28 protein-coding genes are annotated in these 26,098 nt (G+C 72.4%); 12 read left to right on the top strand and 16 right to left on the bottom strand.

Translation table 11 applies throughout. The features are described from left to right. From AB4039_RS33925 to AB4039_RS33915, 3 genes are all read left to right on the top strand, one after another. On the top strand, positions 1–1,005 hold a 1,005-nt coding region (locus AB4039_RS33925; RefSeq protein WP_442272564.1), incomplete at its 5' end, for an ABC transporter permease. 136 nt (positions 1,006–1,141) lie between these two features. Beyond that, positions 1,142–1,819 (top strand): ABC transporter ATP-binding protein, encoded by a 678-nt coding sequence (locus AB4039_RS33920; protein ID WP_266841373.1) that lies wholly within the window; start codon positions 1,142–1,144, stop codon positions 1,817–1,819. 33 nt (positions 1,820–1,852) lie between these two features. Further along, positions 1,853–2,821 (top strand): GNAT family N-acetyltransferase, encoded by a 969-nt coding sequence (locus AB4039_RS33915; RefSeq protein WP_266841374.1) that lies wholly within the window; start codon positions 1,853–1,855, stop codon positions 2,819–2,821. 49 nt (positions 2,822–2,870) lie between these two features. On the opposite strand, the gene AB4039_RS33910 is transcribed toward AB4039_RS33915, so the two are convergent. After that, positions 2,871–3,794, bottom strand: a complete 924-nt coding sequence (locus AB4039_RS33910) for a helix-turn-helix transcriptional regulator (RefSeq protein WP_442272563.1) — start codon at positions 3,792–3,794, stop codon at positions 2,871–2,873. A gap of 198 nt (positions 3,795–3,992) precedes the next feature. On the opposite strand from AB4039_RS33910, the gene AB4039_RS33905 reads away from it, so the two are divergent. Continuing rightward, entirely contained in the window at positions 3,993–5,039 is a 1,047-nt protein-coding gene (locus AB4039_RS33905) for an NAD(P)-dependent alcohol dehydrogenase (protein ID WP_266841376.1), read from the top strand. A 172-nt stretch (positions 5,040–5,211) separates the two neighbouring features. Continuing rightward, positions 5,212–7,374, top strand: coding sequence for a sulfatase-like hydrolase/transferase (locus AB4039_RS33900; protein ID WP_442272562.1), 2,163 nt, complete (start codon positions 5,212–5,214; stop codon positions 7,372–7,374). Between the two features lie 22 nt (positions 7,375–7,396). On the opposite strand, the gene AB4039_RS33895 is transcribed toward AB4039_RS33900, so the two are convergent. After that, a complete protein-coding gene (locus tag AB4039_RS33895; RefSeq protein ID WP_442272567.1) occupies positions 7,397–7,669 on the bottom strand; it encodes a DUF3885 domain-containing protein in 273 nt (90 codons plus the stop codon). Here AB4039_RS33895 and AB4039_RS33890 point away from each other — a divergent pair. Then, positions 7,634–8,206 carry a recombinase family protein gene (locus tag AB4039_RS33890; RefSeq protein WP_442272566.1) on the top strand — a complete coding sequence of 191 codons (573 nt, stop codon included), beginning with the start codon at positions 7,634–7,636 and terminating at the stop codon, positions 8,204–8,206. The genes AB4039_RS33895 and AB4039_RS33890 overlap by 36 nt on opposite strands. 60 nt (positions 8,207–8,266) lie before the next feature. Here AB4039_RS33890 and AB4039_RS33885 read toward each other — a convergent pair whose 3' ends face one another. The 7 genes from AB4039_RS33885 to AB4039_RS33855 all read right to left on the bottom strand — a co-directional run bounded on the left by AB4039_RS33885 (position 8,267) and on the right by AB4039_RS33855 (position 13,837). Continuing rightward, positions 8,267–8,731, bottom strand: a complete 465-nt coding sequence (locus AB4039_RS33885; protein WP_266841380.1) for a hypothetical protein — start codon at positions 8,729–8,731, stop codon at positions 8,267–8,269. Positions 8,732–8,813: 82 nt separating this feature from the next. After that, positions 8,814–9,038, bottom strand: a complete 225-nt coding sequence (locus AB4039_RS33880; RefSeq protein WP_266841382.1) for a DUF397 domain-containing protein — start codon at positions 9,036–9,038, stop codon at positions 8,814–8,816. 263 nt (positions 9,039–9,301) lie between these two features. After that, positions 9,302–9,505 carry a hypothetical protein gene (locus tag AB4039_RS33875; protein WP_442272561.1) on the bottom strand — a complete coding sequence of 68 codons (204 nt, stop codon included), beginning with the start codon at positions 9,503–9,505 and terminating at the stop codon, positions 9,302–9,304. Between the two features lie 59 nt (positions 9,506–9,564). Further along, positions 9,565–10,371 carry a helix-turn-helix domain-containing protein gene (locus tag AB4039_RS33870; protein ID WP_442272565.1) on the bottom strand — a complete coding sequence of 269 codons (807 nt, stop codon included), beginning with the start codon at positions 10,369–10,371 and terminating at the stop codon, positions 9,565–9,567. Positions 10,372–10,394: 23 nt separating this feature from the next. After that, the gene (locus AB4039_RS33865; RefSeq protein ID WP_266841383.1) at positions 10,395–10,904 is read right to left on the bottom strand and encodes a DUF6879 family protein; all 510 of its coding nucleotides are present in this window, start codon (positions 10,902–10,904) and stop codon (positions 10,395–10,397) included. A gap of 1,099 nt (positions 10,905–12,003) precedes the next feature. Next, complete coding sequence (msrA, locus tag AB4039_RS33860; protein WP_442272560.1) at positions 12,004–12,669, bottom strand: peptide-methionine (S)-S-oxide reductase MsrA; 666 nt, start codon at positions 12,667–12,669, stop codon at positions 12,004–12,006. Between the two features lie 55 nt (positions 12,670–12,724). Beyond that, complete coding sequence (locus AB4039_RS33855; protein ID WP_442272559.1) at positions 12,725–13,837, bottom strand: hypothetical protein; 1,113 nt, start codon at positions 13,835–13,837, stop codon at positions 12,725–12,727. 128 nt (positions 13,838–13,965) lie between these two features. Here AB4039_RS33855 and AB4039_RS33850 point away from each other — a divergent pair, with 128 nt between their 5' ends. Further along, on the top strand, positions 13,966–15,123 hold the full coding sequence (locus tag AB4039_RS33850) for a cystathionine gamma-synthase (RefSeq protein ID WP_266841388.1): 1,158 nt from the start codon (positions 13,966–13,968) through the stop codon (positions 15,121–15,123). A 53-nt stretch (positions 15,124–15,176) separates the two neighbouring features. On the opposite strand, the gene AB4039_RS33845 is transcribed toward AB4039_RS33850, so the two are convergent. The 3 genes from AB4039_RS33845 to AB4039_RS33835 all read right to left on the bottom strand — a co-directional run bounded on the left by AB4039_RS33845 (position 15,177) and on the right by AB4039_RS33835 (position 16,576). After that, the gene (locus AB4039_RS33845) at positions 15,177–15,428 is read right to left on the bottom strand and encodes a hypothetical protein (protein WP_266841390.1); all 252 of its coding nucleotides are present in this window, start codon (positions 15,426–15,428) and stop codon (positions 15,177–15,179) included. Next, complete coding sequence (locus tag AB4039_RS33840) at positions 15,425–15,958, bottom strand: sigma factor-like helix-turn-helix DNA-binding protein (RefSeq protein ID WP_442272558.1); 534 nt, start codon at positions 15,956–15,958, stop codon at positions 15,425–15,427. The genes AB4039_RS33845 and AB4039_RS33840 overlap by 4 nt, the downstream gene beginning before the upstream one ends. 96 nt (positions 15,959–16,054) lie before the next feature. After that, positions 16,055–16,576, bottom strand: coding sequence for a MarR family winged helix-turn-helix transcriptional regulator (locus AB4039_RS33835; protein WP_030231211.1), 522 nt, complete (start codon positions 16,574–16,576; stop codon positions 16,055–16,057). 181 nt (positions 16,577–16,757) lie between these two features. Between AB4039_RS33835 and ilvA the strand changes: the two genes are divergently transcribed. The 3 genes from ilvA (at position 16,758) to AB4039_RS33820 (ending at position 20,088) form a co-directional block, all read left to right on the top strand. Then, positions 16,758–17,990 carry a threonine ammonia-lyase gene (gene ilvA / locus AB4039_RS33830; RefSeq protein WP_266841392.1) on the top strand — a complete coding sequence of 411 codons (1,233 nt, stop codon included), beginning with the start codon at positions 16,758–16,760 and terminating at the stop codon, positions 17,988–17,990. Between the two features lie 230 nt (positions 17,991–18,220). Next, positions 18,221–19,234 carry an ATP-binding cassette domain-containing protein gene (locus AB4039_RS33825; RefSeq protein WP_442272557.1) on the top strand — a complete coding sequence of 338 codons (1,014 nt, stop codon included), beginning with the start codon at positions 18,221–18,223 and terminating at the stop codon, positions 19,232–19,234. After that, the gene (locus tag AB4039_RS33820) at positions 19,231–20,088 is read left to right on the top strand and encodes an ABC transporter permease (protein ID WP_266841396.1); all 858 of its coding nucleotides are present in this window, start codon (positions 19,231–19,233) and stop codon (positions 20,086–20,088) included. The genes AB4039_RS33825 and AB4039_RS33820 overlap by 4 nt, the downstream gene beginning before the upstream one ends. 71 nt (positions 20,089–20,159) lie before the next feature. Here AB4039_RS33820 and greA read toward each other — a convergent pair whose 3' ends face one another. The 3 genes from greA to AB4039_RS33805 all read right to left on the bottom strand — a co-directional run bounded on the left by greA (position 20,160) and on the right by AB4039_RS33805 (position 22,640). Then, positions 20,160–20,657 carry a transcription elongation factor GreA gene (greA, locus tag AB4039_RS33815; protein WP_030231223.1) on the bottom strand — a complete coding sequence of 166 codons (498 nt, stop codon included), beginning with the start codon at positions 20,655–20,657 and terminating at the stop codon, positions 20,160–20,162. 263 nt (positions 20,658–20,920) lie between these two features. Then, complete coding sequence (locus tag AB4039_RS33810) at positions 20,921–22,114, bottom strand: hypothetical protein (RefSeq protein ID WP_442272556.1); 1,194 nt, start codon at positions 22,112–22,114, stop codon at positions 20,921–20,923. A gap of 112 nt (positions 22,115–22,226) precedes the next feature. After that, positions 22,227–22,640: a DUF4307 domain-containing protein gene (locus tag AB4039_RS33805; protein WP_266841400.1), complete on the bottom strand. Its 414-nt coding sequence runs from the start codon at positions 22,638–22,640 to the stop codon at positions 22,227–22,229. A gap of 106 nt (positions 22,641–22,746) precedes the next feature. On the opposite strand from AB4039_RS33805, the gene mca reads away from it, so the two are divergent. After that, a complete protein-coding gene (gene mca / locus AB4039_RS33800) occupies positions 22,747–23,628 on the top strand; it encodes a mycothiol conjugate amidase Mca (RefSeq protein WP_266841402.1) in 882 nt (293 codons plus the stop codon). A gap of 2 nt (positions 23,629–23,630) precedes the next feature. After that, a complete protein-coding gene (locus AB4039_RS33795) occupies positions 23,631–23,867 on the top strand; it encodes a hypothetical protein (RefSeq protein ID WP_266841403.1) in 237 nt (78 codons plus the stop codon). A gap of 269 nt (positions 23,868–24,136) precedes the next feature. Here the strand turns inward: AB4039_RS33795 and AB4039_RS33790 are convergent. Beyond that, positions 24,137–26,098: tetratricopeptide repeat protein (locus AB4039_RS33790; RefSeq protein WP_442272555.1), on the bottom strand; the 1,962-nt coding region annotated here is incomplete at its 5' end.

The raw sequence follows: 26,098 nt of genomic DNA, 5'->3' as shown, positions 1-26,098 counted from the left end.
GGCCAGGGCGGCGCGGGCGGCGGCCAGGGCGGGACGGTCGAGGGCGGCGGCGCGAACTTCGACGTCAACTCCTTCTCCGTCTACGGCGCGGACGTGGCGCACCCCGCGCTCGGCCCGCTCACCACCTCCAAGATCACCTCCGGTCGCACCTTCCAGGCCGGCGAGAGCGACACCGCCGTCGCCGTCGTGGACAGCGCGTACGCCGGCCAGAACAAGCTCGCCGTGGACGCCACGCTGACCATCAAGAACACGCCGTTCAAGGTCATCGGCATCGCCACCGCCGACAGCGGTGACGCCACCGCCAACGTCTACGTCCCGCTCAAGCAGGCCCAGACCCTGGCCGGGGCCGCCGACAAGATCACCACGGTCTACGTCCAGGCGAAGGACTCCCAGGCCATCGGCTCCGTCAAGCAGGCCATCCAGAAGAACGTCCCCGACACCACGGTCACCACCTCCGCCGACCTCGCGGACACCGTCTCCGGCTCCCTCTCCACGGCCTCCTCGCTGGCCTCCACCGTCGGCACGTGGCTCTCGTACGCCGTCCTCGCCGCGGCCTTCCTCGTCGCCGGCCTGCTCACCTCCTCGGCCGTCTCCCGCCGGGTCAGGGAGTTCGGCACCCTCAAGGCGCTCGGCTGGAAGAGCAGCCGCGTCACCCGCCAGGTCGCCGGAGAGGCCCTGGTCAACGGCCTGATCGGCGGAGTGCTCGGGATCGGCGTCGGACTCGCCGCCGCCTACGCGATCACCGCCATCAGCCCCAGCCTCACCGCACGGCTCGCGGGCGGAGGCGGCGGCCGCGGGGCGCGCGGCGGAGGCCGGATGTTCGGCGGCGCCGCCCGCCAGGCGGCCGGCAAGGCCGTGGACGTGGCGCTCACCGCTCCCGTCTCGCTCGCCACCATCGGCCTGGCCGTCGCCCTCGCGGTGGCCGGAGGCCTCGTCGCAGGCGGCTTCGGCGGCTGGCGCGCCTCCCGGCTGCGGCCCGCGGACGCCCTGCGCCGCGTCGAGTAGCCCGCACGGCGGCCCGCGCCGGCGACCGCGACGCCGGCGCGCCCGTCCGCGCCCGCCCCGCCCCCTGCCGGGTCCGCACCCGTCCGTACGGGCCACGCACGTGGCCGCGTACCTCCACAGCAACCGAGGGAACCAGATGTACCAGCTCACCGGAGTCACCAAGCGCTACCGGCGCGGCAAGGAAACCATCGACGCGCTCGCCGGCGTCGACCTGACCATCGAGGACGGCGGCAGGCTCGTCATCCAGGGACCCACCGGCGGCGGCAAGTCCACCCTGCTCCAGATGCTCGGCGCGCTCGACCGGCCCACGACGGGACAGGTCGTCCTCGACGGACTCGACCTGGCCACCGTCTCCGAGGCCCGCCTGACCCGGGTCCGCGCCGAGAACATCGGCTTCGTCTTCCAGTCCTTCAACCTCATCCCGACGCTCACCGCCCAGGAGAACGTCGAGACGGCCCTCGTCCCCCTCGGCCCGAAGGCCGGCGAGCGGCGCGCACGGGCCGCCGAGGCCCTGGAGTCGGTGGGGCTGGGCGAGCGGATGGGCCACCTGCCCGGCGAGATGTCCGGCGGCCAGCAGCAGCGCGTCGCCATCGCGCGGGCACTGGTCAAGAAGCCCAAGGTGCTCCTCGCCGACGAGCCCACCGGCAACCTCGACGAATCCATGCGCGACGAGATCATGGACCTGCTGGAAGGGCTCTGGAAGGAGCACGGGCTGACCTTCGTGATGGTCACCCACGACAGCGCCCTCGCCCGCCGGGCGCCCCGCCTGGCGACCATCCGGCACGGCAGGGTGACCATCACCGAAAACCCCTGAACGGACCGGTCGGGCACGGCCTAGGGTCCGGGTATGACGAAGATCCACATGCTGTCCGTGCCCCCGACCGACGCCGAGGTGGACGCCTGGTGGGCGGTCCAGGTCGCCGCCCACGCCGCCGACGCCACCGCCCTGCCCGGCCTGCCCCCGCCCGCCCGGGTGGAGGCCGCCGGGCGGCTGCGCGTGGCACCCGTCCGCGGCCGGCTCTGCCACTGGGTCACCGAGGACGGTGACGGGCACGCGTCCCTGCTGCTCTTCACCGAGCCGGGCAACACGCACACCGCGTTCCTGGAGGAGCTGACCGTACGGCCCGACGCGCGCCGGCGGGGGGTGGGCACGGCCCTGTGGCAGCGGATCCGTGAGGAACTGCGGGAGCAGGGCCGCACCTCGGTCGCCACCATCGCCGACACGGGCGGCCCCGGCCAGGCCTTCGCCGAGTCTCTCGGCTTCGAGAACGTCCTGCCGATCGGCTGGTACGTCCAGGAGCTCCCGCAGGCCGCCCCCGAAGTCCCCGACACCCCCGGCTACGAGCTCCTGACCTGGCCCGGCCTGGTCCCCGACGCCTGGGCCCCGGCCACCGCCGTCGCCCACGCGGCGATGGAGGACGCCCCGAGCGGCGACAGCGACGAGCAGTTCCCGACGTGGACGCCCGAGCGGGTGCACGCCGCGCAGCAACTGGTCCTGGACCGGGGCGGGGACATCACCGTCGTCGCGGCCGTCACCCCGGCCGGGGAGGTCGCCGCGTACACCGTGCTCGTACTGCCGGACCCGCACGGCCCGCGCGCCCTCCAGTACGACACCGTCGTCGTCCCCGCGCACCGGGGGCACGGCCTGGGACGGGCGGTCAAGCTGCGGATGCTCGCCGAGGCCGCCGCCCGCCACCCGCAGCTGCGGCGCGTCGGCACCACCGTGGCCGACGAGAACGCCCCGATGCGCGCCGTGAACGAAGCCCTTGGCTACCGGCACGAGCGCGACGCGGGGCTCTTCCAGCTCAAGCTCTGACGCGCGGGGCGGGGGCGCGGGGCGGGTACAGCCGGCCCGGCCACGCCCCTCAGCCCGGCTGCTCGGCGGACGCGGACGCGGCCGCGGACGGGGCCGGCGACGGCGACGCGGCGGCGCTCGGCGACGGCGCCGTCCAGGACGACAGCATCCGCAACGCGTCCGCCGAGGGCGAGCCCGGCTCGGCGTGGTACGTCACCAGGAACTGCGCCGGGTCGTCGGGCAGCGTCAGCGTCTCGAACGACAGCGACAGCTCACCCACCAACGGGTGCCGCAGCCGCTTCACCCCGTGCGTCTTGTCGTCCGCCACCGTGTGCGCCGCCCACAGCCGCCGGAACTCCTCGTTCTTCACCGACAGCTCCCCCACCAGCGCGGAGAGCTGCTCGTCGTCCGGGAACTGGCCGGCGTACATGCGCAGGTTGCTGACCACCTCGCACGCCCTGCACTCCCACTCCGCGTACAGCTCCGCCGTGGCCGGGTCCAGGAACACCAGCCGCACCAGGTTCCGCTCGGCCGGCGGCAGCGCCCCGAAATCCCCGAAGACGGCCGCGGCGAGCGGGTTCCAGCCGATGACGTCCTGGCGCCGCCCCACCAGGTACGCCGGCACCCCGTCCATCGCCTCCAGCAGCGAACGCAGCCCCGGCCGGACCTGCTGCGGGCGCCGGGCCCGGCTGCGCCGGTTACGGGTCCGCGGGCTCGCCAGGTGGTTCAGGTGCGCCGACTCCGCGCCGTCCAGGCGCAGCGCCCGCGCGATGGCGTCCAGCACCTCGGCGGACACGTTCTGGCCGTGCCCCTGCTCCAGGCGCGTGTAGTACGCCACCGACACCCCGGCCAGCTGGGCCAGCTCCTCACGGCGCAGCCCCGGCACCCGGCGGTGACGCCCGTAGTCGGGCAGACCCACGTCCTCGGGGCGCAGACGGGCCCGGCGGGTCCGCAGGAACTCTCCCAGTTCGGCACGCTGATCAAGGTGGTCCATACCGAAAGTATCCCCGCCGGGGGGTCCGGACGCGGGGCCGAGCCTGACCCCGCCAGGGGTAGGTTCACCAGTCCTAGGATCGGCAGGGGGCTGGGTCGCCCGCCCGCGGCGCGGCATCGTGGCGTCCATCGCAGCACGGACGCCACGGCCCGCCCCGATCGGGCCGGCCGGCGTCCTCGTCCCAGGAAAGAGCACCCCATGTCCGTCACCCAGGTCGCCGCCTACGCCGCCCCCGCCCCCAAGGCCCCGCTGGAGCGCACCACCGTGCCGCGCCGCCCGGTGGGCGAGCACGACGTCCTCATCGACATCAAGTACGCCGGCATCTGCCACTCCGACATCCACCAGGTCCGCGACGGCTGGGGCGAGGGCATCTTCCCGATGGTCCCCGGCCACGAGATCGCCGGCATCGTCGCCGAAGTCGGCCCGGGCGTCAGCAGGTTCGCGGTCGGAGACCGGGTGGGCGTCGGCTGCATCGTCGACACCTGCCGCGAGTGCGAGCAGTGCCTCGCCGGCCAGGAGCAGTACTGCGCCAAGGGCATCACCGGCACGTACAACGCCGTCGACAAGAACGGCGAGCCCACGTACGGCGGTTACTCCACCCACGTCGTCGTCGACGAGAACTACACCGTCCGCATCCCCGACGGCCTCGCCCTCGACGTCGCCGCGCCGCTGCTGTGCGCCGGCATCACCCTCTACTCCCCGCTGCGCCACTGGCAGGCGGGCCCCGGCAAGAAGGTCGCCGTCGTCGGCCTCGGCGGCCTCGGCCACATGGGCGTGAAGATCGCGAGCGCACTCGGCGCGGAGGTCACCGTCCTGTCGCAGAGCCTGCGCAAGAAGGAGGACGGCCTGCGGCTGGGCGCCTCCCACTACTACGCGACGAGCGACGAGACCACCTTCGAGAAGCTCGCCGGCAGCTTCGACCTGATCCTCTCCACCGTCTCGGCGCCGCTCCCGCTGGACGCGTACCTGGGCCTGCTGAAGTTCGGCGGCGCGTTCGTGAACGTCGGCGCCCCGGAGGAGCCGGTCGCGCTGAACCTGTTCTCCGTCATCGGCGGCCGCAAGACCCTCGCCGGATCGATGATCGGCGGCATCGCCGAGACCCAGGAGATGCTGGACTTCTGCGCCGAGCACGGGCTGGGCGCCGAGATCGAGGTGATCGCCGCCGATCAGGTCAACGAGGCGTACGAGCGGGTGCTCGCCAGCGACGTCCGCTACCGCTTCGTCATCGACACCGCGACCATCTGACGCACCGTCCGGATCGTCCGGGCCCGCCCGGCCCTCCGCTGCGCCCTGTGACACCGCCCCCGGCCCCCGCCGGGGGGCGGTGTCACACGTTCTTCATGCCCCGTGCATGGCCCTCACGCCCCCCGGCTGCCGATGATCTGGTCACCGACCGTCCGCAGCCCAGGAGTTCGAGATGCCCAGCCGCCGTCACTTCCTCGCCGGGTCCGCGGCCGCCGTCGGCCTCGCCGCCCTGCCCCAGCTCCCGGCAGCGGCGGCAGCGGCGACACCGGACGCCGCGCAGCCGCTCCCGAACCTCGTGGTGGTCCTGGCCGACGACCTCGGCTACGGCGACCTCGGCGCGTACGGCCAGAAGCTGATCACCACCCCGCGCATCGACCGCCTCGCCGCCGAAGGCCTCCGCTTCACCGACGCCTATGCCGCGGCCGCCGTCTGCGCCCCCTCCCGCGCCGCACTCCTGACCGGCCTGCACACCGGCCACGCCCCCGTGCGGGCCAACCCCGACAGCGGCGGCCAGGGCTCCCTGCGCGACGGGGACACCACCGTCGCGGAAGTGCTGCGCGCACGCGGCTACCGCACGGGCCTGTTCGGCAAGTGGGGCTTCGGCCCCGAGGCCGCCGACCAGCCCAGCCACCCGGGCGCACGCGGCTTCGAGGAGTTCTACGGGTACATCGACCACGGGCACGCCCACGAGTACCACCCCGCCTACCTCTGGCACAACGCCGCCAAGGAGACCCTCCCCACCGGCACCTTCGCCCCCGAAGTGATCGCCGACCGTGCCCTCGGCTTCATCGACGAGCACGCCGCGGGCCCCGACCCGTTCCTCCTCTTCCTCACCCCGAACCTCCCGCACGCGCCCAGCGACATCCCCGACGTCGGCCCGTACGCCTCCCGGAACTGGTCGCAGTCCGACAAGGCGCACGCGGCGCAGATCAGCCTCCTCGACGCGCAGGTCGGCGCGGTCGTGGACCGGCTGCGGGCGCACGGGATCGCGCAGCGCACGGTGGTGCTGGTCGCCTCCGACAACGGCCCGCACGAGGAGGGCGGGGTGGACCCCGACCTGTTCGACGCCAACGGCCCGCTGCGCGGCTACAAGCGCAACCTCTACGAGGGCGGCGTACGGGTCCCGCTGATCGCCTGGGGTCCCGGGCGGATCGCGGCGGGCACCACCAGCTCCCGCCCCACCCCCCTCCACGACCTCCTGCCCACCCTCGCCGACCTGGCGGGCGCCCCCGCCCCCTCGGACACCGACGGCCTCTCCGCGGCCCCCGTCCTCGCCGGCACGCCCGCGCTCGCCCCGCTCCACGGGCACCTGTACTGGTACCGGGACGAGCAGGGCGTCACCCCCCGCGCCGACGCGCAGGACGCGGGCCGGGCGAAGCGGGTGGCCGAGGCGGTCCGCCAGGGCCGCTGGAAGGGCGTACGGTTCGCCCCTGCGCGGGACCGCGCGGTCCCCGACGCGCAGTGGCAGTTCGAGCTGTACGACCTCGCCGCGGACCAGGGGGAGCAGCGCGACGTGGCGGCGGCGAACCCGTCGGTGGTCGCCTCCCTGACCACCCTGCTGCGGTCCTCCTGGGCGGATTCCTACCCGCGCCGCGGGTGGGGCCTCACGGTGGCCTCGGACGGGGTCACGCTCACCACCCGGATGGCCAACGGCACCGCCCGCGCCTGGACGGACGTACGGGTGGAACCGGCGCTGCCGGCGGGCTGGACGGCGGTCCCCGCCGGCCCGGCCACGGCGGCCTCCCTGGCCCCTGGGGCCACGCTGACCACGGTCTGGACGGTCACCGCCCCCGGGACGGCGTCCGGCCCGGTGACGGCGACCGCGACCACCTCCGAGTTCCGCTTCACGGCCTCGACCCGCTTCACCCCCCTCCCGGCCGCGCCCACGGCCGACGCCTACCTCAGCGACCTGCCCTGGGTCTCGGCCGCCAACGGCTGGGGCCCCGTCGAACGGGACCGCTCCAACGGCCGCAAGGAGGCGGGCGACGGCACCCCGATCGCCTTCGGCGGCGTCACGTACGCCAAGGGCCTGGGCGTGCACGCCCCGTCGGAGGTCGTCTACCACCTGGGCGGCCGCGCGGACCGCTTCACGGCGCTGGTCGGCATCGACGACTTCTCGAAGAACCAGTCGGCGGCCGGAGCCACCCGCGCGCTCGTCCGCGCCGACGGCCGCACCCTCTTCACGACCGGCACGCTGACCGCGGCCACGGGCCCGGTGGCGCTGGACGTGGACGTCCGCGACGTCCGCCTCCTCCACCTGGTGGTCGAGGACGCCAACGGCAACTCCGCCTTCGACCACACCTCCTGGGCCCGCGCCCGAGTGACGGTCCGCTGACCGGCCACGGGCCCCGGCGTGCTCAGTAGCCCGAAGGGTGTGCCGACAGCCAGGCGGAGTGCCGGTCGCGCATCCGGTCCCGTTCCCCGGGGGTGGGGAGGATGACGTCGGCGCCGCCGTCGTACGGGTGGTGGATGCGGGTGAGGTCCGGGTCCGTGACGAAGACGCCGGGCAGGCTGTCGTCGGCGGCGGCGCGGAGCAACGCGTCGACGCAGCCGCGCCGCCAGCGGCGGCGGTCGGCGTAGAAGTACCACCGGGTGTGGCACTCGGGATCCGGGTCGTCGGTTTCGTCCAGGGTGGTCTGGATTCGCTGGCGCGTGCCGACTGCACGCGGGTGTTCTCGGAGAAGATCAGTACCCGTGTGAAAGAGCGGCCCGAACTGGAGAAGGCGCTCACCCTGGCACGGGAGATCAAGACAGCCGCACCCGGACAGCCGGTTGTCCTGACCGTGGTCGAGATGAAACGCCTCGCCCGAAGTGCGGCAGAGCTGATGACCTTGTCGTCCACCCTTCAGGCAGACGGCATCCAACTGGAACTCCTCTCCGGCCCCCTCCAAGGCGTTTACGACCCCAGCGGGGCTGGGGCCATCGTCTTCGCTGTACTGGCTGTGAGTGCCGAGGTGGAGCGGGAAGGCATTCGGGAGAAGACGCTGGAAGGCCTGAACGCTGCGGCCCGCAAGGGGAACGTCGGTGGACGTCCATCCGTGGTCGATGACGACAAGCTCGCCATGGCCCGTGCCCGGTACGCCAAGGGAGAGAGCGTCACGGCTATTGCCAAGGCCCTGGGGGTCGGCCGTGCCACTTTGTACCGTCACCTTGGAGAGAGCGCCTGAGACGGGCGCACAGGCGTCCCGGCAGGTCTGCTGCACCTGCCGGGGCTGCTGTATGTCGGTCTACCGAATGGGACAGGGCAGGTCGGGTCCGGCGTGGTTGGGAGAGCAGGTCACCAGCGCAACCGAGTGGAAGAGCGTGCCCTTGAGATAGTGGCCGAGGGAGATGTCTCCACCCCATGTCAGCCGTTCCACAGCGGCCTTCGCCAGAAGCATCAGACGGGTCGCATCCTGCTCCTCTTCGGAGGCCAAGCGGGGTGCGAACTGAGTGAGCTGAAGACCCAGCCACTCCCCGGCTTCTTTGGGTTCCTGCCACGTGCCCCGGATGATCGACGCCGGTTTCATCAGCCAGTGCGCTGTCTGAAGCGGTGGCACGTCCGTCACGGGAAACTCCGTCACCGCCGAGCGGAAGCGCTCGATCACATCCGAGGGACTGCTCGCTGTGGGCGGAGCGCCCGGCGGCCGCCTCAGGCTCTCCTTGTCGAACGCCTTCTTCTCACCCAGCCAGGCGTACCCGTGGATGTGCACTGCGTGCTCCGTTCCTGGGGAAGGCGACGGCCCCGCCCGTCTGCATGTGGGCGGGGCCGTCAGGGAGGGGGTGATCAGGGGGTCAGGCGGAGAGCCCGAACCGCGCGGGGTCGATGCCAGCCGCGTCCAGCTCGGCCGTGGTGAAGCGCAGCGGCTCGGCAGCCGGCCGCTTGCTGTCGCCCAGGGCCCACGAGTCCGGGCCGATCTTGGAGAGGGTCACGCACGCCTCGCCGTCCGGGTGCGTGTTGCCTCCACACGCCTTGCTGAAGTGGGCTCCGGAGATGTCGAGTCCGTACAGGTCGGTCATCTGGTCCTCCTTGATTCAGATGGGAAGGGCACCGCTGGCCCGCTCTCGGTGTGTCCGGGTGCTTCGCAGCGCCTCTGCGATCTGCTCGACGTGAGCAGCGGGGATCGAGCCCAGGTGTACGAGCGGCTCGCCTCGGGGAGTCACCTGCGGCCGTATCGCCGCGTAGGCGCTCTCCGGCAGGTCCAGGGAGGCAAGCGCCTCGCGAATGGCCTCGGAGGCGCTCAGAGCCGCTGTGCGTCCGTCTCTCCAGGTCTGCATGTCCACTACCGCACCCCGGGGTGCTTCTTGGGGTGCGCGGCCAACTCGACGTTGCAGTCCGAGACGGCGGACAGGTCCCCGGCGCCGTACGCCGCTGTGCGCTGCTTCGCGAGGGCGGCGCAGACACCGCAACCCGGCGCAGGTGCAGGGGGTGTGCGAGGAAGGGACAGTTGAACCGGCGGGTCCATCGTGGTGCTGGGGCTGCTCACTGGGATTCCCTTCCTCGGGTGTCGGCACCACTGATGCTTCACCCGGTGAGCAGCTCGTTCTAGGACCTTTCCTGTTGGGGCAAGAATCCGTCCCGGATGCCCTCGACCAGGGCTCTCATGGCATCGCCGTAGACCGCCACTGCGGCGAACCGCTCGAAGGTGCCGAGGTAGAGCTGGACGTCCTTCGGGTCGCGGGTGGTGACCTCGGAGTGGAACGTTTCCACGATGACGAGCCGGTCGTCGTGGAGGCTGAAGCAGGTCATGGGGAAGTCGGGCATACGGCGGTCGGACGGCACAACACCCAGTGAGACGTTGGGCAGACGGGACACGGACACCAGCCGGTCCAGCTGGAGTGCCATGATCACAGGCTCGCTGATGCGCCACCGCAATACGTGCTCGCAGATCAGGAAGCGGAACGACCGGCCTGGCTCGTGCAGGGCCGATTGCCGTTCGAGGCGAGCAGCCACGGTCTTGGCCCTGCTCTCCTCCGGCAAGGCCGGTGGCAGGGAGAAGACGGCAGAGGCGTACTCGGGCGTCTGGAGGAGTCCGGGGACGAGCTGGCCCTGGAAGAGCCTGAGCGTGGTGGTGCCGGCCTCGATGGCCCGGATGGTCTTCTGGTGCTTCCACGGGCCCATGCGGCGCAGTAGGCGCCATGCGGTGGCCTCGGTGGCTTCGGCGCGGGCTGCCGCCAGGAACTCTTCCTTGATCTCCTGGCTCACGCCTATGGCGGTGAGGACCAGGTCCACGTCCTGGACGGTCGGTCGTACCTTGCCGGTCTCGATCTTCGACAGCTTCCCGGCAGACATGGAAGCCCTGCGGGCCACCGAGTCACCCGTGAGTCCGGATGCGTCGCGCAGCGCCCGCAGGGCTTTCCCGATCGAGTCGGCGGTCAGTGGTGCCGCTCCCAGTAGTCCGCGAACGTCACCGCTTTGGCCAGGGCGCGGTCTCGGTAGCCCTGGTACTCGGCAAGTCTGTGGGCAGGGAGCAGTTCGGCGCCGATGAACGCACCTTCGGGTGTGTAGTGCATCCGGTACACATGCTGGTCGTCGAACAACCAGAAGTCGTGATCAGGCAGGTCGGTCACGTCTTGCTCAGCCTGATCGATGATGCCGATGGTCTCGCCGGCCGTGATGTTGCCCGGGTAGGCGGCCAGTTCGTACCTCAGGTAGTCGGTCAGTGGAGACCTGAGCACATGGACGCGTGAGACCTGCTTGCCCTTGTCGGTCATCGACCGCACCCACGGGTTGTCGTCCCAGTCAGGGCCCATGTCCCCGCTGGCCAGGAAGCGTTCGAACTCCTCGCGCTCCTCCTCCACGCTGTAGACGGAGAGCGTCTCCAGCCGGAAGGCGGTCCGCGCGAAGGTCTCGAAGAGCTGACCGAACGCCTCACCGTTGAGCACGAAAGTACTCCTCCAGCACCGCGGCCGGGATCACGACGGCGGTCTCGCCCTCGGGCAGGTCAAGTTGTGCCAGCCGCTCGGGGTCAGTGATGACGTAGCCCTGCACTACGTAGTCCTTGGCGTCCTCAGTACCCCACAGCGTCGGGCACGTTCCGTTCCTGCACTCCGGGTCACCAGACAGCTTCCGCAGCATCCTTGCCCCCCACACGTCGGCGTACGCCTGTCGTGTTCGATGCTCCCGAGGCGGTCACCGTGAGGTCAAGGGCTGATCCTTTCCAAAACGGGAAAGACGAGCTCCGGACGCAAAGGAGGATGCTGCCACGCAGGACTGGTCCATACATCTGTAGATGTGACGACTTTCTTAGGCTCGAAGTGCAGCGCCGAACTCATCCAGGACCGCGCGGTGGTGCCAGGCATCCCTGAGCTGAGCTGTGGAAGATAGCGAGTGGGACACGGAGACACTGCGTGCGCAGTCCGCCACGACCCGAGGGCACTACAAGGTCGAGTCGGTGCCTTGGGCGCCCGCCGGGTGGTGCTCAGTGGATGACGCCACGGACGAGGGCTACGAGCCCTGACAGGAAGCTACCGATTGCCGCGAGGGTCACGAGGGCGGCCTTGCCGTCTGAGAACAGCCCTGAGCAGAACGTGCCTACCTGGCGCCGAAGGACCAGCATCTTGAGCTTCTGCCAGCGGTGCTGACGAATGTGGCAGCCCAGTAGAAGCCCCGTCGCGTTATTGCGGCGGCCGTCTTCCCTCCCCCTGACGGAAGCACCGCATGTCACAGGGGCTTGAAAGAAGCACCAGATCAAGACGGCGGTTGAGAGGGCAACTACCACTGCGGGGCCAGCCGCTTTGTTGATCCATGCGGCGATCAGTAGCGCGCCAGCCAGGACTCCCCACCATCGCCCCAACCCGCCAAGCCGACTGCTTCGTGCCCCCGATGTCGCCATGTCCTGAATCGTGGCGAGTCGTATGGCAGCTCATGCTCGGCGTCGGCAGTCTTGACTGAAAAGGACCTCAGGACGGCTGACTGTCGATGGCATCGAATCGCCAATGCTTTCGCTGAGTGTCGGCCGTCCTGAGGTCTGCCCGGCGTCGATCAGCCGTCGGCCCCGGCGACGCCGATCGGGCAGCTCACGCCCGTGCCGCCGATGCCGCAGTAGCCGTTAATGTTGCGGTCGAGGTACTGCTGGTGGTACGGCTCCGCCGGCCAGAAGGGGCGGGCCGACGCCGGGAGGACGGCCGTGGTGATCTCGCCGTAGCCCGAGGCGGTGAGGACCCGCTGGTAGGCGGCGCGGGAGGCCTCCGCCGTGGCCTGCTGGGCGGGGGAGTGGGTGTAGAGCGCCGAGCGGTACTGGGTGCCGACGTCGTTGCCCTGGCGGAAGCCCTGCGTGGGGTCGTGGGACTCCCAGAACAGCTTCAGGAGCGTCTCGTAGGAGACCAGCGCCGGGTCGAAGACCACCCGGACGACCTCGGTGTGGCCGGTCTGGCCCGAGCACACCTCCTCGTACTCCGGGTTCTCGGTGAAGCCGCCCTGGTAGCCGGCGAGGGTGGTCCACACCCCCGGGGTCTGCCAGAACTTGCGCTCCGCGCCCCAGAAACACCCGAGGCCGAAGTCGGCGACCTCCAGGTGCGCCGGGTAGGGGCCGGAGAGCGGGTTGCCGAGGACCGTGTGGCGCTCGGGCAGGGAGAACTGCGCGTGGGCGCGGCCCTTCAGGGCCTCCTCGCGGGTGGGCAGCTCGGGCGTGCGGCGGTACGAGAACATGGGGATTCCCTCCTTGTACGTCTGTCAACGGACCGGGGCCGGGAGGGATTCCCGCTCAGTGGGGGAGTGTCGCCGGGGAGCCGCCGTTGGCCTCGTAGCCGGCCACCGCCATGGCCCGGCACACCGCGTACGAGGCCGCCGGGTCCTCCGAGGCCGACCAGGGCAGGGCGCCCACGTAGCCGTCCACGTGCCGGACCTGCTCCATCGCCTCCGCCCACCGCTCCATGTTCACCAGGAACAGCAGCAGCAGGTGCCGCACGTGCGCCAGCATCGGGTCGTCGGGCCGCGCCGTGTGCACCGCGTACAGCGCGCCCTCCACCGCCCGCGTGACGACCGCGCTCTGCCAGAAGCTGCTCACCAGGACCACGTCGGGCAGGTGCTCGTACACCGCGAAGAGCGGGAGCGCCGCCAGGAGCGAGCCCTGCGGCGCGCGGGCCGCCGCCGCGTGCGAGAAGGCGTCGGCCTTCTCCCGCGAACCGTGCCACTTCTCGCACCAGTAGTGCAGGGCCGCCAGGTGCGCGCCCATGTGCGTCGGGGCCACGTCCATCACCTTGGCCCACAGCGCGTCGAACTCGGCCTCCGAGTACCCCAGCGCCCGCGCGACCGCCAGCTCCGTGATGAAGGGGACCGGGTCGCCCGGGGCCAGCAGGGCCGCCTTGCGGCAGGCGTCGCGGGCCTCCTCCACGATGATCCGGTGGTCGTCGGAGCCCACCCCGCCCGAGTGCCGCCACGCCTGCTGCACCAGCAGCTCCGCGTGCACCTGCGCGCCGCCCGCGTCCTTCTCCTGCTCCAGCCGCCACCCCTTGAGCCAGACCGCGCCGGTCCCGGGCTGCCGGACGAGTTCCAGCGCGGCCGCCCCACCGAAGGCCTGTACCCGCTGCCAGCGCCGTTCGCCGTCCTTCGGGGTGCCGGAGAGCAGCGCGGACGCGGCCTTCCAGCTGCCGGTGCGCTGGACGTTCTCCAGGGCGTCCATCAGGTCCCGGTCCGGCCCCGGCACCCGGATGTCCAGGTCCTCCTGGCGGGCGAAGCCGTAGTCGGCGGGGTCGGCGGCGTCGGGGCTGCCGGGCGCGACCAGCCGCGGGCCGCCACCGCCGCGCCTGGCCCGTACGAACTGGAACGTCATGGCCGCGGCCAGGGCGAGTCCCATCAGGACCCAGATCATCTGCATGTCATCCAGCGAACCAGACGGGGCGGGGCAAACGCGAATGTTCCCGGGACCGCCGCGGTCAGCGTCCCGTCGGCGCACCGTCAGGCCGGAAGAGGACCACGGCCCGGCCGGGGCATAGCATCTGCCCCATGAGCGACGACAGCCACGAGCACCAGAGCTTCGAGACCCGCGCGATCCACGCGGGCAACACGGCGGACCCGCGGACCGGCGCGGTCGTGCCCCCGATCTACCAGGTGTCCACGTACAAGCAGGACGGTGTGGGCGGACTGCGCGAAGGCTACGAGTACAGCCGCAGCGGCAACCCCACCCGTACCGCGCTGGAGGAGAACCTCGCGGCGCTGGAGGGCGGCCGGCGCGGCCTCGCCTTCGCGTCCGGGCTCGCCGCCGAGGACTGCCTGCTGCGCACGCTGCTCTCCCCGGGCGACCACGTGGTCATCCCCAACGACGCCTACGGCGGCACCTTCCGCCTCTTCGCGAAGGTCGTCTCCCGCTGGGGCGTGGAGTGGTCGGTGGCCGACACCTCCGACGCGGACTCCGTGCGGGCGGCCCTGACCCCGAAGACCAAGCTCATCTGGGTCGAGACCCCCTCGAACCCGCTGCTCGGCATCACCGACATCGAGATGATCGCCGGCATCGCGCGCTCGGCCGGCGCCAGGCTGGTCGTGGACAACACCTTCGCGTCCCCCTACCTCCAGCAGCCCCTCGCGCTCGGCGCCGACGTGGTCGTGCACTCGCTGACCAAGTACATGGGCGGCCACTCCGACGTCGTCGGCGGCGCGCTCGTCACCGCCGACGAGGCCCTCGGTGAGGAACTCGCCTACCACCAGAACGCGATGGGCGCGGTCGCCGGGCCCTTCGACTCCTGGGTCGTGCTGCGCGGCATCAAGACCCTCGCCGTGCGCATGGACCGGCACGCGGAGAACGCCGCGAAGATCGTCGAGGTGCTCAAGCGCCACCCGAAGGTCACCAAGGTCCTCTACCCGGGCCTGCCCGAGCACCCGGGCCACGAGATCGCCGCCAAGCAGATGCGCAACTTCGGCGGCATGGTCTCCTTCCAGGTCGCGGGCGGCGAGGAGGAGGCGGTGGCGGTCTGCGGCCGGACCAAGATCTTCACCCTGGCCGAGTCCCTCGGCGGCGTCGAGTCCCTCATCGAGCACCCGGGCCGGATGACCCACGCCTCGGTGGCCGGCTCGGCCCTGGAGGTCCCGGCGGACCTGATCCGCGTCTCCGTCGGCATCGAGAACGCCGACGACCTCATCGCGGACCTCACCCAGGCCCTGGGCTAGGTCCCACGGGGCCCCGGCCCCGGGACCGCCGTCCCTCAGCCGCCCCCGGAGGGCTACCAGCCCTCCAGGGGCGGCGACACGTCGGCGGGCGGCGTGACCCAGGGGTGCGTGAGCGCCGCCCACAGCGTGAAGGCCAGCGCCGCCGCGCAGAGCACCGCCCAGCCGAACCGGCGCAGCGCCCGGCGGCGGCGCAGCATCCGCCGGCCGTGGGCCGCAGCGGCCGCCGCCAGACCGGCCGGGACCGTCGGGTGTGGCCCCTCCAGCAGCGCCCTGACCTGGGCTTCCTTACGGTCGAGGGGGCTCATGCGGCCTCCTGTGCGGGGGCCCGCATGGCGGCCACCGCCCGGTTGCAGACGGCCTCGACCCGCTCCGGCGTCAGGCCCAGCTGCGCGGCCGTGACCTCCTCGGCGACACCCTCGTAGACCCGCATCACCAGGACGAGCCGCTCCAGCGGGCTCAGCCGGGCGAGCACCCCGGTGCCCGGGGGCAGCCGCCGGGCGGTGCGGGCGTAGGCCGCGCAGAGCTCCTGGCGGGTGTGGTCGTACGGGTCGTCGCCGCGCAGCCGCTCCCAGTGCGCGTACGTACGGGCCAGCGCCCCGGCCAGGATCCGGCGTGCGGCGGGCGACGCCGTGGACGCGCCCGCGGGCGCGCCGGCCGATGCCCCGCGGGGCGCCCCGCGGGATGCGCCGGATGYCCCGCCGGACGACCCGGCCGGTGCTCCCGACAGGGGTTCGGCGGTCAGCAGGACCGCGACGTGCAGGAGCCGCCCCGCCGCGCCCGCGACGAAGGCCTCGAACTCCGGGTCGCGCCCTGAACGCCGGTCCACGGCACCCATGGTGGGGCCGGTGGCACCACCCCGGTCAAGGGGTCGGACGCCGCCGGATGGGGGAGTGCGCCGCGGGGGCGGCCCCGCCGCTGCGCGGGCGTCGGCTCAGGAGGCCGGGCCGCCCTCGGCCGCCGCGGCCATCAGCTCCGACAGCGACAGGTTGAAGCGGGTCAGCAGTGTCGTGAACGCCTCGCGCTCCTCCTCCGCCCACCCCTCGGTCACCCGCGCCATCAGCTCGCGCCGCGAGGAGCGGACCTCCTCCAGCCGCGCCAGGCCCCGCGCCGACAGCGCGAGCACCACGGCCCGGCCGTCCTCGGGGTGCGAGGTCCGCTTGACCAGGCCGGTGTCGACGAGCGGGGCGACCTGCCGGGTCACGGTGGACGAGTCGATGCCCATCCCGCCCGCCAGCGCCTTCACGCCCATCGGGCCCTCCAGGTCGAGCCGGTTCAGCAGCAGGTACGCCGCGCGGTCCATCGAATTGCGGGCCTGGCCGACACCGCCCAGGCGGGTCTGCTCGGCCCGCCGGGCGAAGACCGCCACCTGGTGCTGGAGCGCGTCGAGGAGACCGGATCCGGCGGGCGCTTCGGCCGCCGCGGGCAGGTCGGAACTGGCCGGGATGGAGGGCATGGCCGTGGGCTCTCTTCGCTGGGTCCGACAAGGCTGGGGGACAGAGTAACCGGCTGTACGGCGGCTCGTACGCCGCGTACGAGAACTGATGCGGCCCGCGGCCACGGGCGCCCCGCAGCCGTCCCGGATGGCGAGATTTCGCCCCTGCGCCGGGATGTCCACGGGCTGCGAGACTGGCCGCATGAACTACCGCGTGCCCCAGCCCGTCCCGCAGGTCATCCTCGACGACGTCAGGGGAGCCCAGAAGATGCTCTCGGGCGTCTCCCGGGTGACGGCGATGGAGGGCAGCCGGCACCTGTCGGCCCTCACCGGCTCCCCGGTCCACCTCAAGTGCGAGAACCTCCAGCGGACCGGCTCCTTCAAACTGCGCGGGGCGTACGTGCGCATCGCGGGCCTGCGCCCCGAACAGCGCGCGGCGGGCGTCGTCGCCGCCAGCGCGGGCAACCACGCGCAGGGCGTGGCCCTCGCCTCCTCCCTGCTCGGGGTCCGCTCCACGGTGTTCATGCCCGTCGGCGCCCCGCTGCCGAAGGTGGCCGCGACGGAGGAGTACGGCGCGGAGGTCCGCCTGCACGGCCAGGTCGTGGACGAGACCCTCGCCGCGGCGCAGGAGTACGCGGACCGCACCGGGGCGGTGTTCATCCACCCCTTCGACCACCGCGACGTCATCGCGGGCCAGGGCACGGTGGGCCTGGAGATCCTGGAGCAGTGCCCCGAGGTGCGCACCATCCTCGTCGGCATCGGCGGCGGCGGGCTCGCCGCCGGCGTCGCCGTCGCGGTCAAGGCGCTGCGCCCGGACGTGAAGGTCATCGGGGTGCAGGCGGCGGGGGCGGCCGCCTACCCGCCCTCGCTCCGGGCCGGGCACCCGGTGTCCATCGACCACCCGACGACGATGGCGGACGGCATCAAGGTCGGCCGCCCCGGCGACGTCCCCTTCGCCATCATCGGGGAACTGCTGGACGACGTGCGGACGGTGTCGGAGGACGCCCTGTCCTCCGCCCTGCTGCTCTGCCTGGAGCGGGCCAAGCTGGTCGTCGAGCCGGCCGGCTGCAGCCCGGTGGCCGCCCTGCTGAGCGAGCCCGAACGCTACGGGGGCGGCCCGGTCGTCGCCGTCCTGTCCGGCGGCAACATCGACCCGCTGCTGCTCCAGCGGATCCTGCAGTTCGGGATGGCGGCGGCCGGGCGGTACCTGTCGCTGCGGCTGCGCGTGAGCGACCGGCCGGGTGCCCTGGCGGGCCTGCTGGGGGTGCTGACCACGGTGGACGCCAACGTCCTGGACGTCAGCCACGTACGCACCGACCCGCGCCTGGGGCTCACCGAGGTCGAGGTGGAGCTGCACCTGGAGACGAAGGGGCCCGAGCACTGCACGCAGGTCGCCCGCACCCTGCACGGCGCGGGCTACACGGTCGTCGGCTGACCGGCTGACCGGCTGACCGGCTGACCGGCGGGCCCGGGCTGACCGGCCGCCCGGCGGGCTCCCGGGGCGCGGGCGGGCAGGGGGAAACGGTCACAGCCATGGCGCAACGCGATATGACGCGATACGGTGCGGTCGTGCCGGACGACGCCTGCCCGGCATACCTAGGATTCGCGTAGGAACGCCCCGATTCTGCCGCGCCCAACGGCCCGATCCACTCTGGGAGCATCCATATGCCAGGCGCCATTTACGCCGAAGGCCTGGTCAAGGCCTTCGGTGACGTACGGGCTCTGGACGGCGTGGACCTCGATGTCCCCGAAGGCACCGTGCTGGGGCTCCTCGGCCCCAACGGCGCCGGCAAGACCACGACCGTCCGCGTCCTGACCACCCTCCTCCGGCCCGACCGCGGCCGGGCCCTCGTCGCGGGGATCGACGTCCTCAAGCACCCCGACGAGGTCCGCCGCTCCATAGGCCTCTCCGGCCAGTTCGCCGCCGTCGACGAGTACCTCACCGGCCGCGAGAACCTCCAGATGGTCGCCCGGCTCTACCAGATGACGGGCAAGGCGGCGAAGGCCCGCACCGCCGAACTCCTGGAGCGCTTCCACCTCGCCGACGCCGCCGACCGCACCGCCAAGACCTACTCCGGCGGCATGCGCAGGCGCCTCGACCTCGCCGCCGCCCTCGTCGTGCGGCCGCCCGTGATGTTCATGGACGAGCCGACCACCGGCCTCGACCCCCGCAACCGGCAGGCCCTGTGGGACGTCATCGAGGAACTCGTCGCCGGCGGCACCACCCTGCTGCTCACCACCCAGTACCTGGAAGAGGCCGACCGTCTCGCCCACGACATCGCCGTGGTCGACAGCGGCAAGGTCATCGCCCGGGGCACCTCCGACCAGCTCAAGGCCCAGACGGGCGGCGAGCGGGTGGAGGTCGTCGTCCACGAGCGCGACCACATCCCCACCGCGCGCGCCGTCCTCGCCGGCTTCGGCAAGGGAGAGGCCACGGTCGAGGAACACACGCGCAAGCTCACCGTCCCGGTCTCGGGCGGCGCCAAACTGCTCGCCGAGGTCATCCGCGAGCTGGACACCCGGGGCATCGAGATCGACGACATCGGTCTGCGCCGCCCCACCCTGGACGACGTCTTCATCTCCCTCACCGGCCACGCGGCCGAGCGGGCCGCGGGCGAGGACGCCGCCACCCGCGGCGACGCCAGGGCCGCCGGCGCACGCAAGGAGGCGGCGAAGTGACCACCACCTCCCGGGCCGCGGAACCCGCTGCCCCCCGCCGCCGCGGTGGCGCCGTCCGGAGCGTGCGCGACTCCCTGGTGATCGCCAAGCGGAACCTCATCCGGATGTCCCGCATCCCCGAGGTGATCATCTTCGGCGTCATCCAGCCGGTGATGTTCGTCGTCCTGTTCAGCTACGTCTTCGGCGGCTCCATCGCGGTCGGCGGCAGCACCTCACCGGCCGCCTACCGCGAGTTCCTGATGGCCGGCATCTTCGCCCAGACCGTCACCTTCGCCACCGCCGGCGCGGGCGCCGGCATCGCGGACGACATGCACAAGGGCCTCATCGACCGCTTCCGCTCCCTGCCCATGGCCCGTGGCGCGGTGCTGACCGGCCGCACCCTCGCCGACCTCGTCCAGACCTCCCTCACCCTGGTCGTCCTGGCGGTCGTGGCCCTGCTCGTCGGCTGGCGCACCCACACGGGCTTCGGCGAGGTGATCTCCGGCTTCGCCCTGCTGCTCCTGCTCGGCTACGCCTTCTCCTGGATCGGCGCCCTGATCGGCCTGTCGGTGCGCACCCCGGAGGCGGCCACCTCGGGCGGGCTGATCTGGCTGTTCCCGCTCACGTTCATCTCGAACGCCTTCGTCCCCTCCGACAACATGCCGCCCTTCCTGCGGCACATCGCGGAGTGGAACCCCTTCAGCGCGACCGTCCAGGCGGCCCGCGAACTGTTCGGCAACCTCCCCGAGGGCTATCCGGTCCCCGACGCCTGGCCGATGCAGCACCCGGTCCTCGCGTCGATCCTGTGGTCGGTGCTGATCGTCGTGGTGTTCCGCACCCTCGCGGTCCGCAAGTACCGCTCGGCGACCGCCTGAGACACGCGGTACGCGCGAGAGCCCCCTGCGGACCAGGTCCGCAGGGGGCTCGTGTGCGCGCGGGGGCGGGATCAGCCGGTGAAGGGCTTGACGGCCAGGATCCTGACCGCGGCCTTCTTGCCGTTCGGGAGCTCGTACTCGGCGTCCTCGCCGACCTTCTTGCCCATCACGCCGCTGCCCAGCGGGGACTGCGGAGAGTAGGTCTCGAAGTCCGAGGACGCGTACTCGCGGGAGGCCAGCAGGAACTCCAGCGTGTCGTCCTCGTCGCCGTCGAACGCGATCGTCACGAGCGTGCCGGGGGCGACCACGCCCTCCGCGGCGGGCGCGGTGCCGACCTTCGCGTTCTCCAGGAGCTGGGTGAGCTGCCGGACGCGGAGCTCCTGCTTGCCCTGCTCCTCCTTGGCCGCGTGGTAACCGCCGTTCTCCCGGAGGTCCCCCTCTTCCCGGGCGGCCGCGATCTTCATCGCGATCTCCGTGCGGGCAGGACCAGAGAGGTAGTCCAGCTCCGCCTTCAGCTGGTCGTACGCCGCCTGGGTCAGCCAGGTGACGCTCTCGCTCGTCTGGGTCACGGGTGCTCCTCGTCGGTACAGGGGACTACAAAGCCGCCAGCGGCGGGCGAAACCACGAGCCTAACAATTCGGGAAGAAAAGGGGGAGGACACCCTGTGTATGAAGTGTGTCATTGCGCCCGGTGAACGCGTGCGCAGTCCCRGGCCCCACCACCGGCGCGGGACGGGTCGCACACCCCGTGAACGTCCCGCGGGCCGTGCTCTGCCCGGGCGCGGCGCACGCGGCGCGGATCCGTCGCCGCGGCGAGCCCGCGCCGCCGTCCGTCAGCGCTCGAAGTTCGTCAGGACGCAGCCCTCGACCTGCGACTTCTCCAGCCGGTAGCCCGCGGGGGCGGTGAAGCCGGTCTCGCAGTTCAGGTACAGGAACTGCAGCTGGTAGAGCCCGAACCGCACGTCCTTGCTGTTGGTCTCCACGGCGACGTTCGTCCCCACCAACAGTCTGCTCGCGGTCAGCCTCAGCCGCCCGTCGTCCGCCAGGTCGGCCAGCTGGGCCGCCTTGGCCTTGCTCTGGAGGGCCTTCATGTCACCGACGGTGTCCAGCCAGTTCAGGTTGTGCGCGCGCTGCGCCCCGCCGAGCTGCCCGCAGACCGCACGCTCCCTGACGCCCCAGGTGCGGGGGTCGTCGCCCTGGACGACCGGCTGGTAGTCGATCGACTCGACGTGTTCGTCGGTGACGGTCATGTCCGTGCAGTCGACGGTGTGCGGGCTGACGAGCTTCTTCAGCTCGGCGAGGCTGCCGGCGCTCGCCAGTCCCAGACTGCCGGTGGCCGGCTGGCCGGCCTTCTCGGGCCCCTCGGTGGAGGGGTCGTGCGGGACCTCCAGGTTCTGGCTGCCCTCGCCGTCCTTGCTGTTGACGAAGTCGGTGAGCACGCAGTAGTCGACCAGGGGCTTCTCGTTCTTGTAGCCGGCCGGTACGGCGAAGCCCGGGTTGCAGGTCAGGATGCGCAGGTCGGAGTGGACGAGGTCCACGGCGGTCTTGGTCTTCGTCGGGACGGCCACGAAACCCTTGCCGACGATCACCCGGCTGAAGACGCCGAAGGAACCGTTGCCCCCGCGCATCTCCTTCTGGGTGTGGTCGTAGTAGGCCTGCTGGAAGGTCTTCATGTCCGAGACCAGGTAGATGAGGATGTCGCCGTGCCGCTTGACGTCCGTGCAGGCGCCGCGGCCGGTGACGGCCCAGTCGCCGTCCTTCGTGTCGTCGGTGGCCGGCAGCCGGGAGTCGTCCGGGTCCGTGCCCAGACGCTCGCAGGAGGTGAACTTCTGGAGGTAGGCCTGCGCCTCGGCCAGCGAGGCCGGCGCGGGGCCGGCGGCGCCGGGCGCGCTCGGGGCCGGGGCTCCGGCGGTGGCGGCGGGAGGAGCGGACGCCGGCCCCGCCTTGGCGGGGTCCTCGCAGGCGGCGGTGAGGGCCACGAGGGGGGCGAGGGCTGCGGTCGCGGTCAGGATCCGCTTGAAGCGCATGAAGTTCTTCCGTCGGCTGGACAGGGCGCGGGGGATGGCGTGTACATGCTAGACATGTACGTGATCATGCCCCGGGCTTCCGCCGGGTGTCGCGGGCCGACGCGGTACCGGTTCAGCCGGCGGAGGCCGTCGCCTGGCAGCCGACGAGCTCGATCATCGTGGCCCGGCCGGTGGTCTTCAGCGTGACGAGCTCGTCCACCCGGCTGTCGCGCTGCGCGAAGGTGAAGTCCGCCCGGCCCACCTCGCCGTGCTCCTTGTCCTGGGAGACGAGGGTGCAGACGCCGGTGACCGAGGCCTCCTTGCGGACCTCCAGGTGCACCTTGACCTCGGAGTCCGACACGATCTGGAACTTGATCACCTCGGCGCTGACGGACTGCCCGCCGACGTAGTCCCAGCCGATCCACCCGACGGCGGCCAGCAGCCCTACACCGAGCACCGACCCGACGACCTTGAGCTTCCGGTCCGCACGCTCGTCCGCCGACCGGCCGTACCGGCCCTCCGGGAGCCCTTCGCGCACCGCGCTCATGATCGTTCCTCTCGCTGGGGAGGGCTGAGGCACCCTGGAATTTTCCGTCCCCCGATTCGGTCACTATAGAAGTTGTCTGTCGCGCCGAATCACAGAGGATCCTGTCTTGACCGAGCAGCTTCGACTGATGGCCGTCCACGCCCACCCCGACGACGAGTCGAGCAAGGGCGCGGCCACCATGGCCAAGTACGTGTCCGAGGGCGTCCCCGTGCTGGTGGTGACCTGCACCGGTGGTGAACGCGGCTCCGTGCTGAACCCCAAGCTCCAGGGGGACAAGTACATCGAGGAGAACATCCACGAGGTCCGCGCCAAGGAGATGGACGAGGCCCGCGAGATCCTCGGCATCGAGCAGGAGTGGCTCGGCTACGTCGACTCCGGCCTGCCCGAGGGCGACCCGCTGCCGCCGCTGCCCGAGGGCTGCTTCGCGCTCGCGGACGTCGAGGAGGCCGCCGGTGAGCTGGTGAAGAAGATCCGCGCCTTCAAGCCGCAGGTCATCACCACGTACGACGAGAACGGCGGCTACCCGCACCCCGACCACATCATGACCCACAAGGTCACGATGGTCGCCTTCGACGGCGCGGCCGACACCGAGAAGTTCCCGGAGGCCGAGTACGGCGCCGCCTACCAGCCGCAGAAGCTCTACTACAACCAGGGCTTCAACAAGCCGCGCACCATCGCCCTGCACGAGGCCCTCCTCTCGCGCGGCCTGGAATCCCCCTACGGCGAGTGGCTGGAGCGGTGGAAGGAGTTCGAGCGCAAGGAGCGGACCCTGACCACCCACGTGCCCTGCGCCGACTTCTTCGAGATCCGCGACAAGGCGCTCATCGCGCACGCCACGCAGATCGACCCGGACGGCGGCTGGTTCCGCGTTCCCATGGAGATCCAGAAGGAGGTCTGGCCCACCGAGGAGTACGAGCTGGCGAAGTCGCTCGTCGACACTTCCCTCCCCGAGTCCGACCTCTTCGCGGGCATCCGGGAGAATGCGTAGCTATGAGCGCTACGCAGGCAGCAGTCACCCAGCTCCTTCCGCTGGCCGCCGACACCTTCGACAAGAACAAGGTGACCCCCGGACTCCTGGGCTTCATCGTGTTCGCCGCCCTCGCCCTCGGCGTGTGGGGCCTGATGAAGTCCATGAGCCGGCACATGGGCCGGGTCGACTTCCAGGAGGCCCCCGAGCCGGCCGCGGCCACCGCCTCCCCGGCCGCCGAGGGCACGAAGGCGCCGTAGGCCCCGCGGGCCTCCGGGCCCTGAGGTCTTCGGGTTCCGCGGCTCTCCGGGGTTCCGCGGTCTCCGGGCCCCGAGGGTCTTCGGGTCCCGACGGTTCCCGGGCCGGGCACGGCCCCCGGATCCGTCAGGTTCCCCGGGCCGGGCAGGCCCCGGGCCGGGCCGGCCCGTCAGGCACCGGCCCCCGCAGGTGCTGCCGCGCGTACGCCGTCCCGCCCGCACGTCGGCGGGGCGGCCTCCGCACGGGCGGGAGCATCGGGCGCCCCCCACCGTCACTCCGACGCGCGGGCCGGCGCCGGCACGCCCATGACCTCCCGCGCCCGCAGGTCCGGGACCATGCCCAGACGCCACGCCTGCCAGCCCTCCGCCGCGTCCACACCCCGCGCCAGGACCACCGCGTACGTCTCCAGGCAGTCCGCCAGCCGCGCGTCCCGCAGCGGATGCGCGGCGGCCGCCAGCCGGGCCAGCTCGGCCCCCGCCTCCTCCGCGGCGGCCGGCACCACGTACGGCAGGAGCGTGCAGCGCAGGAACCGCGCCCAGTCCTCGCCCCGCCGGTCCCCGTACGAGACGAACAGCCCGGCCGCCTCCTCGCACAGACCCACCGCCTGCGGCACCCGCCCGTTCCCCGCGTCGATCACCGCGAGCTCCAGACAGGTCCACCCCTCCCCGTGGGCCAGCCCGATCCGCCGGAAATCCGCCCGCGCGTCGACCAGCAGCTGACGGGCGAAACCCGAATTGCGCAGGTTCCCCGTCTGCGCCGCCCGCTGGTCACGCGTGACCCGGCCCGACTGGTAGCGGGCGTGCGCCAGCCCGTACACGTCCCGCATCCGCGAGAACATCGTCCGCGCCCGCTCCAGCTCCCGCACCGCCCGGTCCCGCTCCCCGCCCTCCTCCAGCGCCTGCCCCAGGTAGTACAGCGTCCACGCCTCACCGCGGGCGTCCTCCGCCAGCCGGTGCCGCGCCAGCGCGTCCCGCAGCCGCTCCAGCGCCGGCTCCGGATCGCCGTCCACCACCCGAGCCCGGCCCAGCTGGGTCAGCGCCCACGCCTGGCCGCGGTCGTCCCGCGTGCGCCCGTACAGCTCCAGCGCCAGCCCGAGCTCCGCCTCCGCCCCCGCCACGTCCCCCAGCCGCAGGTGGACCTGCCCCAGCTGGAAGTGCGCCCACGCCTCACCGTGCACGCTCTCGCTCTCCCGGTGCAGCGCCAGCGACTCCTCCAGCAGCGTCAGGGCCTCCGCCAGCCGCGCCCGGTCCCGCTCCACCGCCGCCAGCGCGTGCAGCCCCCACGCCCGGTCGCCCGCCAGCTCCGGCGCCTGCTGGAGCGCCAGCGCCTCCCGGATCCGCGCCGCCGCCTCCGGCAGGTTCCCCTGGTGGTGCAGCGTGATGCCGAGCGAGACCAGGGCCATGCCCGCCCCCGCCTCCTGCTCCGCCTCCTTGTACTGGTCCACCAGCGAGGTCAGCGTCGTACGCGACTTGTCCAGCTCACCGAGCTGGCGCGCCGCGATGCCCGTACGCCACTGCACCGAACGGTTCAGCCGCCCCTGGTCCACCGCCCGCGTCAGCTCGTTGATCTCACCGAGCCGGTACAGGTCCCCGCGCAGCAGACAGAAGTCGCACAGCGCCCCCAGCAGGTCCAGCACCGCCTGCTGGTCCACCCCCTCCGAATGCCGCAGCGCCGCCGTGATGAAGCTGGACTCCTCGTCCAGCCACCGCAGCGCCGCGTCGAGCGAGGCGAAACCGTGCCCGCCGAAGTGGTTCGCGCGCGTCGACATCTTCCCGTCGACCATCCGGATCACCGAGTCCGCGAGCTGCGCGTAGTCACGGACCAGCCGCTCGTGCGCGGCCGCCGCCTCCGCCCGGTCCTCGTCCGCCGCCAGCCGCGCGGCCGCGTACGCCCGTACCGCGTCGTGCATCCGGTACCGCTCCCCGCGCACCAGGTCCAGCAACCCCGCCGCGGCCAGCTCGCGCAGCAGCCGCCCGGCCTCCACCCGGTCCGCGCCCGCCAGCGCCGCCGCCGCGGCGGCGCCCAGCGAGGCCCGCCCGGCCAGCGGCAGCCGCCGCAGCAGCCGGCGCCGGTCCTCCGGGAGGCGTGCGTACGCCAGGTCCAGGGCGTGCTCCAGCGAGCCGTCCCCCGCGTCCGAGGCCCGCGCCGAGCCCAGCGGCGCCAGCACCCGCAGCGCCAGCGGCAGCCCCGCGCCGAGCTCCAGCAGCCCCGCCGCGGCCCCGGCGGCCGGCGC

It is taken from the genome of Streptomyces sp. M-16 (assembly GCF_052114405.1).
In the GTDB taxonomy this organism is placed as follows: domain Bacteria; phylum Actinomycetota; class Actinomycetes; order Streptomycetales; family Streptomycetaceae; genus Streptomyces.
This window is presented reverse-complemented; position numbering and strand designations above follow the sequence as displayed.

What these genes read in the sequence shown, in the direction of transcription:
- msrA (WP_442272560.1), bottom strand. Translation starts at nt 12,669, where the DNA reads ATGTTCTCGTACCGCCGCACGCCCGAGCTGCCCACCCGCGAGGAGGCC.
- AB4039_RS33795 (WP_266841403.1), top strand. Translation starts at nt 23,631, where the DNA reads ATGAGCGCTACGCAGGCAGCAGTCACCCAGCTCCTTCCGCTGGCCGCC.
- AB4039_RS33805 (WP_266841400.1), bottom strand. Translation starts at nt 22,640, where the DNA reads ATGAGCGCGGTGCGCGAAGGGCTCCCGGAGGGCCGGTACGGCCGGTCG.
- AB4039_RS33915 (WP_266841374.1), top strand. Translation starts at nt 1,853, where the DNA reads ATGACGAAGATCCACATGCTGTCCGTGCCCCCGACCGACGCCGAGGTG.
- AB4039_RS33905 (WP_266841376.1), top strand. Translation starts at nt 3,993, where the DNA reads ATGTCCGTCACCCAGGTCGCCGCCTACGCCGCCCCCGCCCCCAAGGCC.
- AB4039_RS33825 (WP_442272557.1), top strand. Translation starts at nt 18,221, where the DNA reads ATGCCAGGCGCCATTTACGCCGAAGGCCTGGTCAAGGCCTTCGGTGAC.
- AB4039_RS33900 (WP_442272562.1), top strand. Translation starts at nt 5,212, where the DNA reads ATGCCCAGCCGCCGTCACTTCCTCGCCGGGTCCGCGGCCGCCGTCGGC.
- AB4039_RS33910 (WP_442272563.1), bottom strand. Translation starts at nt 3,794, where the DNA reads ATGGACCACCTTGATCAGCGTGCCGAACTGGGAGAGTTCCTGCGGACC.
- AB4039_RS33920 (WP_266841373.1), top strand. Translation starts at nt 1,142, where the DNA reads ATGTACCAGCTCACCGGAGTCACCAAGCGCTACCGGCGCGGCAAGGAA.
- AB4039_RS33855 (WP_442272559.1), bottom strand. Translation starts at nt 13,837, where the DNA reads ATGCAGATGATCTGGGTCCTGATGGGACTCGCCCTGGCCGCGGCCATG.
- ilvA (WP_266841392.1), top strand. Translation starts at nt 16,758, where the DNA reads ATGAACTACCGCGTGCCCCAGCCCGTCCCGCAGGTCATCCTCGACGAC.
- AB4039_RS33880 (WP_266841382.1), bottom strand. Translation starts at nt 9,038, where the DNA reads ATGACCGACCTGTACGGACTCGACATCTCCGGAGCCCACTTCAGCAAG.
- AB4039_RS33835 (WP_030231211.1), bottom strand. Translation starts at nt 16,576, where the DNA reads ATGCCCTCCATCCCGGCCAGTTCCGACCTGCCCGCGGCGGCCGAAGCG.
- AB4039_RS33850 (WP_266841388.1), top strand. Translation starts at nt 13,966, where the DNA reads ATGAGCGACGACAGCCACGAGCACCAGAGCTTCGAGACCCGCGCGATC.
- AB4039_RS33810 (WP_442272556.1), bottom strand. Translation starts at nt 22,114, where the DNA reads ATGCGCTTCAAGCGGATCCTGACCGCGACCGCAGCCCTCGCCCCCCTC.
- AB4039_RS33845 (WP_266841390.1), bottom strand. Translation starts at nt 15,428, where the DNA reads ATGAGCCCCCTCGACCGTAAGGAAGCCCAGGTCAGGGCGCTGCTGGAG.